Source organism: Streptomyces sp. NBC_01341 (assembly GCF_035946055.1).
Lineage (GTDB): Bacteria > Actinomycetota > Actinomycetes > Streptomycetales > Streptomycetaceae > Streptomyces.
Map to the genome: position 1 here is coordinate 2,617,569 of NZ_CP108364.1, position 15,086 is coordinate 2,632,654.

Annotated in this window: 13 protein-coding genes and 1 riboswitch; of the genes, 6 read left to right on the plus strand and 7 right to left on the minus strand. The window is 69.3% G+C overall.

The genetic code is table 11. The features are described from left to right. Positions 1 to 11: 11 nt before the first annotated feature. The 4 genes from OG206_RS11130 to OG206_RS11145 form a co-directional block, all read right to left on the minus strand. Positions 12 to 1,538, minus strand: coding sequence for a glycoside hydrolase family 3 protein (locus OG206_RS11130; protein ID WP_327114844.1), 1,527 nt, complete (start codon positions 1,536 to 1,538; stop codon positions 12 to 14). Between the two features lie 10 nt (positions 1,539 to 1,548). Further along, positions 1,549 to 2,388: a carbohydrate ABC transporter permease gene (locus OG206_RS11135; protein WP_327114846.1), complete on the minus strand. Its 840-nt coding sequence runs from the start codon at positions 2,386 to 2,388 to the stop codon at positions 1,549 to 1,551. Beyond that, a complete protein-coding gene (locus OG206_RS11140) occupies positions 2,385 to 3,365 on the minus strand; it encodes a carbohydrate ABC transporter permease (RefSeq protein ID WP_327114848.1) in 981 nt (326 codons plus the stop codon). Before OG206_RS11140 ends, OG206_RS11135 begins: the two co-directional genes overlap by 4 nt. Before the next feature lie 90 nt (positions 3,366 to 3,455). Then, complete coding sequence (locus tag OG206_RS11145; RefSeq protein WP_327114850.1) at positions 3,456 to 4,742, minus strand: extracellular solute-binding protein; 1,287 nt, start codon at positions 4,740 to 4,742, stop codon at positions 3,456 to 3,458. Positions 4,743 to 5,026: 284 nt separating this feature from the next. Between OG206_RS11145 and OG206_RS11150 the strand changes: the two genes are divergently transcribed. The 6 genes from OG206_RS11150 (at position 5,027) to OG206_RS11175 (ending at position 12,227) form a co-directional block, all read left to right on the plus strand. Beyond that, on the plus strand, positions 5,027 to 5,791 hold the full coding sequence (locus OG206_RS11150) for a GntR family transcriptional regulator (protein WP_327122236.1): 765 nt from the start codon (positions 5,027 to 5,029) through the stop codon (positions 5,789 to 5,791). A 180-nt stretch (positions 5,792 to 5,971) separates the two neighbouring features. Beyond that, entirely contained in the window at positions 5,972 to 6,226 is a 255-nt protein-coding gene (locus tag OG206_RS11155) for a DUF3311 domain-containing protein (protein ID WP_327114852.1), read from the plus strand. Continuing rightward, positions 6,223 to 7,878: a monocarboxylate uptake permease MctP gene (gene mctP / locus OG206_RS11160; protein ID WP_327114854.1), complete on the plus strand. Its 1,656-nt coding sequence runs from the start codon at positions 6,223 to 6,225 to the stop codon at positions 7,876 to 7,878. The genes OG206_RS11155 and mctP overlap by 4 nt, the downstream gene beginning before the upstream one ends. Positions 7,879 to 8,000: 122 nt before the next feature. Next, positions 8,001 to 8,501: a GNAT family N-acetyltransferase gene (locus OG206_RS11165; protein ID WP_327114856.1), complete on the plus strand. Its 501-nt coding sequence runs from the start codon at positions 8,001 to 8,003 to the stop codon at positions 8,499 to 8,501. Between the two features lie 52 nt (positions 8,502 to 8,553). Beyond that, positions 8,554 to 8,677: riboswitch (cobalamin riboswitch) on the plus strand. A 137-nt stretch (positions 8,678 to 8,814) separates the two neighbouring features. Continuing rightward, on the plus strand, positions 8,815 to 11,211 hold the full coding sequence (locus OG206_RS11170) for a ribonucleoside-diphosphate reductase subunit alpha (protein ID WP_327114857.1): 2,397 nt from the start codon (positions 8,815 to 8,817) through the stop codon (positions 11,209 to 11,211). Beyond that, positions 11,211 to 12,227 carry a ribonucleotide-diphosphate reductase subunit beta gene (locus OG206_RS11175; RefSeq protein ID WP_327114859.1) on the plus strand — a complete coding sequence of 339 codons (1,017 nt, stop codon included), beginning with the start codon at positions 11,211 to 11,213 and terminating at the stop codon, positions 12,225 to 12,227. The genes OG206_RS11170 and OG206_RS11175 overlap by 1 nt, the downstream gene beginning before the upstream one ends. 137 nt (positions 12,228 to 12,364) lie before the next feature. On the opposite strand, the gene OG206_RS11180 is transcribed toward OG206_RS11175, so the two are convergent. From OG206_RS11180 to OG206_RS11190, 3 genes are all read right to left on the minus strand, one after another. Then, positions 12,365 to 13,102 carry a D-Ala-D-Ala carboxypeptidase family metallohydrolase gene (locus OG206_RS11180; protein WP_327114861.1) on the minus strand — a complete coding sequence of 246 codons (738 nt, stop codon included), beginning with the start codon at positions 13,100 to 13,102 and terminating at the stop codon, positions 12,365 to 12,367. A 189-nt stretch (positions 13,103 to 13,291) separates the two neighbouring features. Then, positions 13,292 to 13,930 carry a peptide deformylase gene (def, locus tag OG206_RS11185; protein WP_327114863.1) on the minus strand — a complete coding sequence of 213 codons (639 nt, stop codon included), beginning with the start codon at positions 13,928 to 13,930 and terminating at the stop codon, positions 13,292 to 13,294. A gap of 81 nt (positions 13,931 to 14,011) precedes the next feature. Next, on the minus strand, positions 14,012 to 15,004 hold the full coding sequence (locus OG206_RS11190) for a tetratricopeptide repeat protein (RefSeq protein ID WP_327114865.1): 993 nt from the start codon (positions 15,002 to 15,004) through the stop codon (positions 14,012 to 14,014). Positions 15,005 to 15,086: the final 82 nt, after the last annotated feature.

Genomic DNA, 15,086 nt, shown 5'->3' on the forward strand with positions numbered 1-15,086 from the left:
CGCCCGGAAACCTATCCGGCCCGGATCCCCGTGATCGCCTCCGCCGCCGCGATCCCGCACACCCGTGCGGCGCCGTGGGTGGCGATGTGGAGCGCGCCGCGGGGCGGCGCCACCGGCAGGCCCATCTCGACCACGATCGTGTCAGGACGCGTCGCCACCAGGGTGTCCAGCGCCTCGCCCATCCACGCGTGCCGGTGGGCGTCGCGGACGACGGCGACGATGTGCCGCTCCCCCGCCGCCCGCAGGACCTCGGCGGCCGGTGACCCGTGATCACCGCCGTAGGTGTCCGTCGCGGTACCGGGCAGCAGCCGGGTCAGCTCCGCCGCGACGCCCCACGGGGTCTCCTCGCCGACCGCGATGTTCGCGACGGGGGTGAGGGCGGCGACGTACGGCGGTGCGTCCAGCGGCTCGGCGGCGCCCGTGAGCGTCACGGCGCGGCGGGCCGCGATCAGGCCGATGCCGGCTCCGGTGCCGGGCGCGGTCCCCTCCTGCACGTCCGCGCCCGGCCCCGAGGCAGCCCCCCTGGCCCTCTGCGTCCAGGACGCGAGAGCCCGTACACGTGCGGCGGCGTCGGCCAGCCGCTCCTCGGGCAGTTCGCCCGTCCGCACCGCCGTCACGAGCGCGTCGCGCAGCCGCAGCACGGTCTCCTCGTCGGCGAGCCCGCCGCCCACGCAGATGGCGTCGGCGCCCGCCGCGATCGCGAGGACGGAACCGCGCTCGATGCCGTACGTGCCGGCGATGGCGTCCATCTCCATGCCGTCCGTGACGATCAGGCCCTCGTAGCCCAGTTCCTGACGGAGCAGTCCGGTGAGGATCTGCGGGCTCAGGGTGGCGGGCCGGGTCGGGTCGAGTGCGGGGAGCAGGATATGTGCGCTCATGACGGATCGGGAACCCGCCGCGATGGCGGCCCGGAAAGGCACCAGCTCACGGGCGTGCAATGTGTCCAGGTCCACATCGATGCGGGGCAGCGCGTGGTGCGAGTCGACCGCCGTGTCGCCGTGCCCGGGGAAGTGCTTGGTGCAGGCGGCGACCCCGGCGGACTGGAGGCCCTCGACGTACGCGGCGGTGTGCCGGGCGACGAGCCCGGTGTCGGCGCCGAAGGAACGCACGCCGATGACCGGGTTCGCGGGGTTGGAGTTGACGTCGGCGGACGGCGCCCAGTTGAGGTTGACGCCGCACGCGGCCAGCCGGCGGCCGAGTTCACGCGCGACGGCACGGGTGAGGTCCACGTCGTCCACGGCGCCGAGGGCGAGGTTGCCGGGGAACGACGAGCCCGAGCGGACCTCGAGCCGGGTGACGTCGCCGCCCTCCTCGTCGATCGCGACGAGTACGTCGTCCCGCTCGGCCCGCAGCCGGGCGGTGAGTGCCGCGAGCTGCTCGGGCGAGTGGATGTTCCGGCCGAACAGCCCGACGGAGGCCAGGCCTTCGCCGACCCTGCGCAGGAGCCAGTCCGGGGCGCTCGTGCCGGTGAACCCGGGCTGGAGGACGGCGAGCGCGTCGCGTGTGACGGTGTCCGTGGTGGATACGAGGGTGGTCATGGCAGCCGGGTTATCCCTTCACTGCGCCATCGGTCAGACCGCTGACGGCCTTGCGCTGCAGGAAGACGAAGAGGACGAGGATCGGGACGGCGAAGATCGAGGAGGCGGCCATCGTGGCGCCCCAGTCGTCGCCGAACTGGGTCTGGAACTGCGACAGCCACAACGGCAGGGTCTGGGACTCCGCCTGCTTGTTCAGGACGAGCACCAGCGGGAACTCGTTCCACGCGGTGATGAAGCCGAACATCGACGTGGACATGAGACCGGGTGCGAGCAGCGGCAGGATCACCTTGACGAACGCCTGCGGCCGGGTGCACCCGTCCACCATGGCCGACTCCTCCAGCTCCCTGGGTACCGCGGCGACGAAGCCGCGCAGCGTCAGGAGGGTGAAGGGCAGGACCATGACCATGTAGAAGACCGTCAGCGGGATCAGGCTGTTGAGCATGTCCGAGTCGCGGACGATGAAGTAGATCGCGATGACCATGACTTCCCAGGGCGCCATCTGGGCGACCATGAAGCCGACGATGAATCCCTTGCGCCCCTTGAAGCGCATCCGGGCGAGGGCGAACGAGCCGGCCAGCGCGAGGATCAGGGAGAACGTCACGGCGAGGACCGTGACCGTGAGCGAGTTGCGGACCATCGTCCAGAAGTTGTCCGCGTCGACAGCGGTCCCGAAGTGCTCGAACGTGAAGTTCGTGGGGAACCAGACCGGGTCGTCCGCGACGATGTCCGGCGTCGGCTTGAAGGCCGTCGCGAACATCCAGTACACGGGGAAGACGAAGCCGATGATCAGCAGGACCGCCGTGGCGTTGGGCCAGATGCGGCTGAACCGTGACGAAGCCGAGCGCTTCACAGCTCGTCCTCCTCTTGCTTGAGAACGATCCGGAGGTAGGAGGAGGTCAGAAGGAGCAGGATCACGATGGTGAGCATCGCGATCGCCGAACCCATGCCGTAGTGCTGGTTCCCGACACCCTCGATGTAGGCGTAGACCGGCAGGATCTCGGTGAGCCGGTCCGGACCGCCCTGGTTGATCGCGAAGACCTGGACGAACGCCTTGAAGATCCAGATGATCTCGAGGAACGTCGTCGCGAAGAGGAACGGCTTGAGGAACGGCATGGTGACCGAGGTGAAGCTCTTCCACGGGCCGGCCCCGTCGAGCGAGGCGGCCTCGTAGAGCTCCTTGGGAATGGTCGTCGTGGCGGCGTACAGGTTGATCGCGACGAACGGGACCGACATCCAGACGATGAGCACGGTGATGACGAAGAACGTGGAGAACTGGCCGCCGGTCCAGTTGTAGTCAGCCATCGAGTGGAAGCCGGCCTTGTCCAGGACCCAGTTGACGACACCGAACCGGGAGGCGAAGAGCCACTGGTAGACGGTGGTCGAGGCGACGACGGGCATGGCCCAGGCGAGGACCAGGCCGATGAGGAGCGCGACGCGCATGCGCTTGCCGAGCCGGGCCAGCAGGAGCCCGATCAGCGTGCCGAAGACCATCGTCAGGATGACGTTGACGGCCGTGAAGACGGTCGACCGGACGGTGACGTTCCAGAATTCCTCGCTGCCGAGGATCTCCTGGTAGTTGTCGATCCCGTTCCACTCGGTGAGGTGCTGGATCAGCTGCCTCATGTTGAGGTTCTGGAACGACAGCAGGGTGTTCTCGACCAGCGGCCAGCCGAGGAACACCAGGGTCACGGCCACCGGCGGCATCAGCAGCAGGTACGGGGCCAGTGTGGTGGATCTGCCGCGGGCCGCCGGCTTGCCCGGCGCTGCACCGGTCCCCTTCACCACGTCCGTCGGACCTGAAGGCGGCCGTTCGGTCTGCACGGTCATGCTCGCCATCTCTTTCTCGGCACCATGGGACACACGTCGACTACCGGGGGACGGGCTCCGTGATGGAGCCCGTCCCCCGGCAGTTCGGCCTTACTGCTTCTGCGCGAGACGCTTGTTGAACTCCGCCTCGACCTGCTTGGCGGCCTCGGCGTTCGACTTGCCGTTCAGGACCGCCGTCATGAAGGTCTTGATCGGGTTCGGGGCGTTCTCGACCGCGGCCCACTCGGGGATCAGCGGCGTGGTGCCACCGACCTTGGCGGACGGCGCGGCGGCCTCGGCGACCGGGTTGCCCGCCAGGTTCGTGTTCAGCGACTCCTTGTTCGGGATGACGCCGTTCAGCTTGGCGAGCTGGCCCTCGAACTGGTCGGAGAGGGCGAGCTTCAGGAACTCCTTGGCGAGGTCCTGCTTCGCGCTGCCTTCGGCCACGGCGAGGTTGGAGCCGCCGAGGAAGACACCCTCGGGCTTGTCGGCGGTCTCACCCGGGATGGTGAAGTAGCCGATCTCCTTCTCGATGGCCGGGTTGGCCGCGATCGCCGTGCCGGCCTCCCAGCCCATGCCGATGAAGGCGCCGGTCTTGCCCTTGGCGAAGACGTCGGCCTGCTGCGGGGTCGCCTCGTCCTTGTCCTTGGGGGCCTTGGAGTAGGACTGGTACTTCTTGTACAGGTCCATCGCCTCGCCGATCTTCGGGTCGGCGAGGTTGGAGACCCACTTGTCCCCGTCCTTCTTGATGAGGTCCGCACCCTTGCCGATGGTGAGGCCGTCGAAGAAGTACCAGTTCTGGCCGGGCAGGTAGAGCGGCTCGGCCTTGCCCTTGGCCTTGATCTTGTCGAGCGCGGCGAAGAACTCGTCACGGGTCTTGGGGGTCTCGGTGACGCCCGCGTCCGCGAAGACCGTCTTGTTGTAGAGGACGACGCGGTTGGCGAAGTACCACGGGGCGGCGTACTGCTTGCCGTCCACGACCGCGGCCTCGTTCAGGTTGGCGGCCCAGTCGGCGCCGATCTCCGACTTGAGGTCACCGAGGTCGGCGAGCCCGCCGGTCTTGGCGTACGCCGCGGTCTGGGTGTTGCCGATCTCGAAGACGTCCGGCGGGTTCTCCTCGGAGAGGGCGGTCGTCAGCTTCTGCTGGATACCGTTCCACTGCTGGACCTCGAACTTGACCTTCGCACCGGTCTTCTTCTCGAATGCGGCGGTAAGATCCTTCTGCCACTGCTCGGGCGTCGAGCCGTCCATGGCCCAGACGGTGAGGGTCTGTCCCTTGTAGCTGTCGGGACCGGACTTCTTGCCGCTGCTGTCGCTGCCGCCGTCGTCGGAGCCACACGCCGCCATGCTGACCATCATGCCCGCGACGCCGATCGCCGCGATGAGCTTGCGCTTCACGCCAAACCCTCCTCAGGGTGCTGCAACCCCCCCGCCCACCGCGAAGACACCGACGAGTAGTTCTGCTGGGGCTGGGACCTGGTCTTTAATGGTTTAGACCAGTACCGGGAGCTTGGCCTAGACCTTTAGGGGTGTCAAGGGTGTATAAGAAGTGCACTCGCGTCCGTTACAGGACCGACACCTAAGGGAGGGCGACGACCCGTGACCGGACCGTGCCACCATGTGAGCCGCGACAGACGGAGGAGCCGGTGACGGCAGCAACGCAGCAGTCGGGAAGGCGGATCATGGGTGCCGACGGGGGCAGCAGTACGGGCGAGACCGGTGCGGGTACGCGCACGGCACGCGTGCCCAAGTACTACCGGCTCAAGAGGCATCTGCTGGAGATGACGGACACCATGCCGCCCGGCACCCCCGTGCCGCCCGAGAGGACACTGGCCGCCGAGTTCGACACCTCTCGCACCACGGTGCGCCAGGCGCTCCAGGAGCTGGTCGTCGAGGGCCGGCTGGAACGCATCCAGGGCAAGGGGACGTTCGTCGCCAAGCCGAAGGTCTCACAGGCCCTGCAACTCACCTCGTACACCGAGGACATGCGCGCCCAGGGCCTCGAACCCACGTCCCAGCTCCTGGACATCGGATACGTGACGGCGGACGACACGCTCGCCGGACTGCTGGACATCACCGCCGGAGGAAGGGTGCTGCGGATCGAGCGACTGCGGCTCGCCAGCGGTGAGCCGATGGCCATCGAGACCACGCACCTATCGGCGAAGCGCTTCCCCGCGCTCCGCCGCTCACTGGTGAAGTACACGTCGCTCTACACCGCGCTCGCGGAGGTGTACGACGTCCGGCTCGCCGAGGCCGAGGAGACCATCGAGACCTCGCTCGCCACGCCGCGCGAGGCCGGGCTGCTGGGTACGGACGTCGGGCTTCCGATGCTCATGCTGTCCCGCCACTCGGTCGACGGGCACGGCGAGCCGGTGGAGTGGGTGCGCTCGGTCTACCGGGGCGACCGGTACAAGTTCGTCGCCCGCCTGAAGCGCCCCACCGACTGACTCCGGCCCGCTCGCGCAGCCTCGGATCCCTTCGCGCGCACGCGGGGGGATCCGGTCGTTCCGGGTATCTTGCGGACTGTTGCAGGACCGCAATGCGGACGGGGGGTGACGCTGGGCGGAACCCTCGCCTAGATTTCCTGCGCATTACAACAGGTGATCAGCGAGGGGACGGAGTTGCCGATGTCAGAAAAAACCGAGGCGAAACCACCAACAGTGACACCCGTCAGGGTGGTCATCGCGCTCTGTCTGATCGCACCGTTCGTGGCGATGCTCTGGGTGGGCTCGTACGCGAAGGTGGACCCGGCCTTCATCGGTATCCCCTTCTTCTACTGGTACCAGATGCTCTGGGTGCTCATCTCGACCGCGCTCACCATGGTCGCCTACAAGCTGTGGCAGCGTGACCAGCGCTCCCGCAAGGGAGGTGCTTCCGCATGAAGGACGGCGTGAACGGCGTCGCACTCGCCGTGTTCATCTTCTTCTTCCTGGCCGTCACGGTCATCGGATTCATGGCCGCGCGCTGGCGCAAGGCCGAGAACGAGGCGAGCCTCGACGAATGGGGTCTGGGCGGCCGGTCGTTCGGCACCTGGGTCACCTGGTTCCTGCTCGGCGGCGACCTGTACACCGCGTACACCTTCGTCGCGGTCCCCGCGGCGATCTACGCGGCGGGTGCGGCGGGCTTCTTCGCCGTCCCGTACACGATCCTCGTCTACCCGCTGATCTTCACCTTCCTGCCCCGCCTGTGGTCGGTGTCGCACAAGCACGGGTACGTCACCACCTCGGACTTCGTCCGCGGCCGCTTCGGCTCGAAGGGGCTCTCGCTGGCGGTGGCCCTCACCGGCATCCTCGCCACCATGCCGTACATCGCGCTGCAGCTGGTCGGCATCCAGGCCGTACTCGACGTCATGGGCGTCGGCGGCGGCGAGAACACGCACTGGTTCGTCAAGGACCTGCCGCTGCTCATCGCGTTCGCGGTCCTCGCCGCGTACACGTACTCCTCGGGACTGCGGGCCCCCGCGCTCATCGCGTTCGTCAAGGACGGCCTGATCTACCTGGTCATCGCGGTGGCCATCATCTACATCCCGATCAAGCTCGGCGGCTTCGACGACATCTTCGCGAAGGCCGGCGAGGCGTTCGCCCAGACGAACGAGGCGACGGGCAAACCGAGGGGCGCGCTCGTGCCCGGGGAGATGGGCCAGTGGGGCTACGCGACGCTGGCACTGGGCTCGGCGCTCGCGCTCTTCATGTACCCGCACTCGATCACGGCGACGCTCTCCAGCCGCAGCCGTGAGGTGATCCGGCGCAACACCACGATCCTGCCGCTGTACTCCCTGATGCTGGGCCTGCTCGCCCTGCTCGGGTTCATGGCGATCGCCGCCGGGATCAAGGTCGACAACGGACAGCTGGCGATCCCCCAGCTGTTCGAGAACATGTTCCCCGACTGGTTCGCGGGTGTGGCCTTCGCCGCGATCGGGATCGGCGCCCTGGTACCAGCCGCGATCATGTCGATCGCCGCCGCGAACCTCTTCACCAGGAACATCTACAAGGACTTCATCAAGCCCGACGCGACCCCCGCCCAGGAGACCAAGGTCTCCAAGCTGGTCTCGCTGCTCGTCAAGGTGGGGGCGCTCGCCTTCGTCCTCACCATGGACAAGACGGTCGCGATCAACTTCCAGCTGCTCGGCGGGATCTGGATCCTCCAGACCATGCCCGCGCTGGTGGGCGGCCTGTTCACCCGGTGGTTCCACCGCTGGGCCCTGATCGCAGGCTGGGCCGTCGGCATGATCTACGGCACGGTGGCCGCGTACGGCGTCGCCAGCCCGACGCAGAAGCACTTCGGCGGCTCCTCGAAGGAGATCCCCGGCATCGGCGAGATCGGCTACATCGGTCTCACGGCGATCGTGCTGAACATCGTCGTCGTGGTCGTGCTGACCTTCGTCCTGAACGCGCTGAAGGCCCCGGCGGGTATCGACGAGACCTCGCCGTCCGACTACACCGCGGACGTCGGCGAGCCCGGCGTCAAGGTCACGCTCCCGCCGGCCACGGTGGGTGCGCCGGGAGGCGAGCACGAGCCCCTGGAACGCCTGTAGCCCGTGACGCCGTCCGTCCCGGCAGGGTCCGCCCTGCCGGGACGGGCCCGTGTGCGGGGCCGGTTCGCCGGCTCCCCCGAAAGGCACGTGCGCCGGGCCGCCGTCTGAGGCAGACTCCGCGCATGGATGTCTCGATCAGACCGGTCCGCGCCACGGAGCACGAGGCCCTGGGCGAGATCACGGCCCAGGCCTATCTCGGCGACGGACTGCTGGACTTCGGCTCCGCCGATCCGTACCTCGAACAGCTCCGCGCCGTCGGACGGCGCGCCGCGGAGGCGCTCGTGCTGGCGGCGGTCGGCTCCGACGGCAGCCTGCTGGGAGGCGTCACCTACGTGGCTCCCGGCAGCCCGTGGGCGGACGTCGCCCGGAGCGACGAAGCCGAGTTCCGGATGCTGGCCGTCTCCCGGGAGGCGCGTGGCCGGGGTGCCGGCGAGGCGCTCGTGGGGGCCTGTGTCGAGCGGGCACGCGCCACGGAGGGGCTCTCCGGGGTCGTCCTGTCGACCCAGGCGTCCATGGAGTCCGCCCACCGCATCTACCGGCGCCTCGGCTTCGCACGGACCCCGGAGCGGGACTGGAGCCCTCTCCCGGGCTTCACCCTGCTGACGTTCCGTCTCGCCTTTTGACCCATCACGACACTACATGTGGGGGCTGCCTCAATCAGCAGCCCCCACATGTATGCTCGACCTCGCTGTCGCCGCAGGGGAATCCGGTGCGAATCCGGAACTGTCCCGCAACGGTGTGATCGGTGGGCATTCGCGCACCGCGGAGTCCGAAGACCTGCCGACAGCGCGTCCGGCTCGACCGAACCGGACGCCGAGACGTCCGGGCCCCGCGGAGGGCCGGTGGACGCCGTGCGCGCCGTGCTCCCTCCCCGGGTGTGTCCGTGCCCGGCTGCCCCGCTCCCGCAGGCCCCGAGCCGAGCGAGGGATAGCCCCAGTGACCATCGCGCCAGCAGACCCGGTTTCAGCCGCGGAATCCGAGAGCCCCACGACCGACGCGCCCGGGACCGCGCTGCTGCGGACCCTGACCGGTCTGACCGCCGATCTGCCCGACACCGACCCCGGACGGGTCGCGGCCGCCGCGCTGCGCGGCCGGAGCGCGCGGGCGGACGAGGCCGAGCTGCGCTCGCTGGCCACCGAGGCCGCCGCGGGTCTGATCTCGGAGGACCCGGCGTACTCCCGGCTCGCCGCCCGGCTGCTCACCCTCGCGATCGCGGACGAGGCGGCGGGCGAGGGCGCGGTCTCCTTCTCCTCGTCGGTCGCCGTCGGGCACCGAGAGGGCCTGATCGCGGACCGTACGGCCGAGTTCGTCACCCTGCACGCGGCCGCCCTGGACGCACTGGTGGAGCGCTCGCTCGCCGACGGGGCGGACGACCGCTTCGGCTACTTCGGCCTGCGCACGCTGCACAGCCGCTACCTGCTGCGCCACCCGCTCACCCGGCAGGTCATCGAGACCCCGCAGCACTTCATGCTGCGCGTGGCCGCCGGGCTCGCCGAGGACACCTCGCGGCGCGCCCTGGACGAAGTGGCCGCCCTGTACGGCCTGATGAGCCGCCTCGACTACCTGCCGTCCTCGCCGACCCTCTTCAACTCCGGCACACGGCACCCGCAGATGTCCTCCTGCTACCTGCTGGACTCGCCGCTGGACGAGCTGGACTCGATCTACGACCGCTATCACCAGGTGGCCCGCCTCTCGAAGCACGCGGGCGGCATCGGCCTCTCGTACTCCCGCATCCGCGCCCGGGGTTCGCTGATCCGCGGCACGAACGGCCACTCCAACGGCATCGTGCCGTTCCTCAAGACGCTGGACGCCTCGGTCGCCGCGGTCAACCAGGGCGGCCGGCGCAAGGGCGCCGCCGCCGTCTACCTGGAGACCTGGCACGCGGACATCGAGGAGTTCCTGGAGCTGCGCGACAACACCGGCGAGGACCAGCGGCGTACGCACAACCTCAACCTCGCGCACTGGATCCCGGACGAGTTCATGCGCCGCGTCGACGCGGACACGGACTGGTCGTTGTTCTCCCCGGCCGATGTGCCCGAACTGGTCGACCTGTGGGGTGACGAGTTCGACGCGGCCTACCGCGCGGCCGAGGCCAAGGGCCTGGCCCGCAAGTCGATGCCCGCGCGTGAGCTGTACGGCCGGATGATGCGCACCCTCGCGCAGACCGGTCAGGGCTGGATGACGTTCAAGGACGCCTCCAACCGCACGGCCAACCAGACCGCCGAGCCGGGCCGGGTCGTGCACTCCTCGAACCTGTGCACCGAGATCCTCGAGGTCACCGACGACGGCGAGACGGCCGTCTGCAACCTGGGCTCGGTCAACCTGGGTGCGTTCGTCGCCGACGGCACCATCGACTGGGAGCGGCTGGACGCCACCGTGCGCACCGCCGTGACGTTCCTGGACCGGGTCGTCGACATCAACTTCTACCCGACCGAGCAGGCCGGCCGGTCCAACGCCCGCTGGCGTCCGGTGGGCCTCGGCGCGATGGGCCTGCAGGACGTCTTCTTCCGGCTGCGGCTGCCCTTCGACTCCCCCGAGGCGCGCGCCCTGTCCACGAAGATCTCCGAGCGGATCATGCTGGCCGCGTACGAGGCGTCCTGCGACCTGGCCGAACGGTCGGGTCCGCTGCCCGCCTGGTCCGAGACGCGCGCCGCCCGGGGAGTGCTGCACCCCGACCACTACGACACCGAGCTGAGCTGGCCTGAGCGCTGGGACGCGCTGCGCGCCCGGGTCGCGAGGACCGGGATGCGCAACTCCCTGCTGCTGGCCATCGCGCCTACGGCGACGATCGCCTCGATCGCCGGGGTGTACGAGTGCATCGAGCCGCAGGTCTCCAACCTCTTCAAGCGTGAGACGCTCAGCGGCGAGTTCCTCCAGGTCAACGGCTACCTGGTGGACGAGCTGAAGCGGCTCGGCGTCTGGGACGCCCGGACCCGTGAGGCGCTGCGCGAGGCGAGCGGTTCCGTGCAGGGCTTCGCCTGGATCCCGGAGGACGTCCGGGCGCTGTACCGCACGGCGTGGGAGATCCCCCAGCGCGGTCTGATCGACATGGCGGCCGCCCGTACGCCGTTCCTCGACCAGAGCCAGTCGCTCAACCTGTTCCTGGAGACGCCGACGATCGGCAAGCTCTCCTCGATGTACGCGTACGCCTGGAAGCAGGGGCTGAAGACGACGTACTACCTGCGTTCGCGTCCGGCGACCCGGATCGCCCGCGCGGCGTCCGGGCAGGCCGCGGCCGCCGCCCCCATTCCCGTACAGCAGGCGTCGTCGCCCGACGCGGACGCGATCGCCTGCTCCCTCGAAAACCCCGAGTCCTGCGAGGCCTGCCAGTGATGAGTGCGTCCGAGAACAAGAACCTGCTGGACCCGGGCTTCGAACTGACCCTGCGCCCCATGCGCTATCCGGACTTCTACGAGCGCTACCGGGACGCGATCAAGAACACCTGGACGGTCGAGGAGGTGGACCTCCACTCCGACGTCGCCGACCTCGCCAAGCTCTCGCCCGGCGAGCAGCACATGATCGGCCGGCTGGTGGCGTTCTTCGCGACGGGTGACTCGATCGTCTCCAACAACCTCGTACTGACGCTGTACAAGCACATCAATTCACCCGAGGCGCGCCTCTACCTGTCGCGTCAGCTGTTCGAGGAGGCCGTGCACGTCCAGTTCTATCTGACGCTGCTCGACACCTATCTGCCCGATCCGGCGGACCGCGCGGCGGCGTTCGACGCGGTCGAGGAGATCCCCTCGATCCGTGAGAAGGCGCAGTTCTGCTTCCGGTGGATGGATTCGGTCGAGAGGATCGACCGGCTGGAGACGAAGGCCGACCGCCGCCGCTTCCTGCTCAACCTCATCTGCTTCGCCGCGTGCATCGAGGGACTGTTCTTCTACGGCGCCTTCGCGTACGTCTACTGGTTCCGCTCGCGCGGTCTGCTGCACGGTCTCGCCACGGGCACCAACTGGGTGTTCCGCGACGAGACGATGCACATGAACTTCGCCTTCGAGGTCGTGGACACCGTCCGCAAGGAGGAGCCGGACCTCTTCGACGACGAGCTCCAGCAGCAGGTCACCGACATGCTGCGGGAAGCGGTCGATGCGGAGCTGCAGTTCGGCCGTGACCTGTGCGGCGAGGGCCTGCCCGGCATGAACACCGAGTCGATGCGCCAGTACCTGGAGTGCGTCGCCGACCAGCGGCTCACCCGGCTCGGCTTCCCGCCGCTCTACGGCTCGGAGAACCCGTTCTCCTTCATGGAGCTGCAGGGCGTGCAGGAGCTGACGAACTTCTTCGAGCGCCGGCCGTCCGCGTACCAGGTGGCGGTGGAGGGGTCCGTCGGCTTCGACGACGACTTCTAGCCCCTCGCCCACGACCTGAGGTGGGGGCGCCGCGTGGCCGTGACCGGCCGCGCGGCGCCCCGCGTTTGCGGGGGTGCCGTCCGCCGCCGCACGTTCCGGGGGCCGGGCGGCCTGACCGGACGACCCCCGGAGCGCTGTCAGATGCCGCAGCCGGAGGCGGACCAGAAGTGACTGGGCCCCTGGTTGACGTGGATGTGGTCGCTGTGACCGGCGTAGCCCGGGCCGAGGATTCCGTTGAAGCCGTGGTTGCGGGCCTGCTGCGCGACGGTGCACAGCGAGTGCGGCCCCGATCCAAGGTCGACGGCGTCGCCGTACAGGTGGCGGCTGTTCGTCGCCCCGCCGACCGCCGCGTTGCAGGAGGTGGACCGGAAGCCGCTGGTGACCCGGATGGACTGGTCACCGAGCGCGTGCCGCAGCGCCTCCAGCTTCCACATGCTGCTCAGGGCGTTGGCCTTCGCCGTGCCCGCCGCCACCGCCCCGCCGGCCCAGGTGCTGTTGCACGTGTTGAGCTCGGGGTAGGTGAAGTGGATCGGCGTGCAGTCGTCGTCCTGCAGCGCGTAGAGCTTGGACTGCGTGGCCGTGCCCGCGACCCCGTCGGCGGCGAGGCCGTACGCGGACTGGAAGCGCTTGACCGCCGCCGTGGTGGCCGGGCCGTACGAACCGTCGATGGCCAGTACGGAGTTGTACCCCGGGTAGCCGGACACCCTGATCTGGAGCTGGGTGACGTCGTTGCCGGTGGCACCCGGCGACAGGGTGCGGGTCCAGGTGTAACAGCCGTCGGCCTGCGCGGTGCCCGCGGTGACGACGGCCCCGCCTATCGCGAAAGCCATGGTCATGACAAGGCCGAGCAGCAGATGTGCGGTACGTCTGAGCATGGGGGTCTCCCTGCACGATGGGGTGAACAGGTGGGCGTACGGCTGAGCCTGTCGGACGGGTCGACGCGCGTCAACCACGCCCCGGGGAACGCCGGTTGGAGGGGAAATCCGCCGGCTCCCGCACCGCCGCCCACAGCGCGGCGAAGGGGCCCCGCCCGCGGCGGGACCCCTTCGGGAGAATGTCCGGGATCAGTCGTTGGGGACGACCTCATAGCGGGGAGTGCCCTCTTCCATCTGCTTCAGCGCGTCCTTGCGGTCCCGCTTCGAGAGCCGGTCGATGTAGAGGTAGCCGTTCAGGTGGTCCGTCTCGTGCTGGAGGCAGCGCGCGAAGTACCCGCTGCCGCGCACCTTCACGGCGTTGCCCTGGGCGTCATGGCCGCGCACGACCGCGTAGTCGGGGCGCGCGAGCGAGGCGTACGCCGTGGGGACGGAGAGGCAGCCCTCGTTGGAGTCGTCGAGGTGGCGCTGCTCGGGCGGCAGGTCCTCGATCACCGGGTTGCAGATCACGCCGACGTGCCGGACGTTGTCGTCGTCCATGCAGTCGTAGACGAAGACCTTGCGGTCCACTCCGATCTGGTTGGCGGCCAGGCCCACGCCCTGGGCCGTCCGCTGGCTCGCGAACATGTCGTCGATCAGCTGCGCGAGCTCGTCGTCGAACTCCGTGACGTCGCTGCACTCCTTGTGCAGGACCGGGTTGCCGACGACCGTGATCGGACGGGACGTGCCGCGCTCGCGGTACGCCGCCTCACGTGCCTCGCAGTCCTCTGTGTCCACGAGGAATCCCTCGTCGTCCACACCGGTCCGCTGGTCCGTCTCCTGCTGCGACATGTTCGCCGTAAGCCTTCCTGCAAGCCTGAAACCCGTGAGTACCGCACCGCGATCGGTGCGCGTACAGCCTACGGGCATCGCTCAGCAGACTTCCTCCAGATCACGCCACTCACGGCTGTCCGGGCTGTCCGCGACCCAGCCGTCCAGCAGGCCTCGCACCAGCCCCGCCGGGGCCGCTATCCCGCACTCGCGCTCCGGAACCCACAGGTCACCGGCGGTCCGGTGCCCGAGAGGGCCCGGGTGGCCCGGCTCGCTGTGGTCGTGCGGATCGAGGTGCTCGCCGTCGCCCTCGTCACTCTCCATCCGGCTCTCGGAGCAGGCACGGCACAGCAGCCTCACCGACGAGGACCAGTCCTCGGCGGCGAAGCCCGCGTCCGAGGCGAGCCGCTCCAGCGCGTCCCGGTCCGCCTCGGTGGCGGCTTCCAGGAGCACCACCCAGGTGGGGACGGGTGAGGGCGCCCACAGCTCGATCTCGTCGAAGACCGGGTAGGACGGCCCGGCCGCCGTGACCCGCTCGCCGTTCGGGACGCCGTCGTGCAGCACGACCTCGCCCCAGCGCCGCCCGGAGGACGGCAGGGGGATCGACAGCACCTCCAGCCGTGCCGGATCGAGCCTGCGGCCCCAGACGACCTCGGCCTCGCCCTCGGGCGAGAGCCGCACGGCCGCGCTGCCCAGCTCCATGCCCGTGGGCTCGCTGTTGGCCGCGGCGTTGTACTGACCGCTGCCGGGCACCTTGAGCCCGTACGCCTGCCAGGCACGGCGCGCCAGCGGCCAGTCCTGGAGCGCGGTGGCGGCGATCCCGACGTTCCACCAGTCCGGGGCACCGGACTCCCGGTCCAGCAGGGCGACGGCCCGCAGTCCCGCGGCCCTCGCCTGTTCCCAGTCGTGCCGGAACTTGTGCAGCAGCGCGAGATTGAACCAGGACTCGGAGAGCCAGGGCTCCAGGTCCGCCGCGCGCGTCAGCAGCGCCCCCGCGTCCTCGTACCGGCCGTCGCCGATCAGCGTGAACGCGCGGTCCGTGGCCTGCCGCCAAGAGGCGGACGGCCGATGCCGTACCTTCCCGAAGATCCTCACGATTCCCGCCTGTCCCGACTGGACACCCTCGTTTGCCGCTCTCTTCGCATCCAACCATGCCGGGCAGGACGCTCGCTCATTA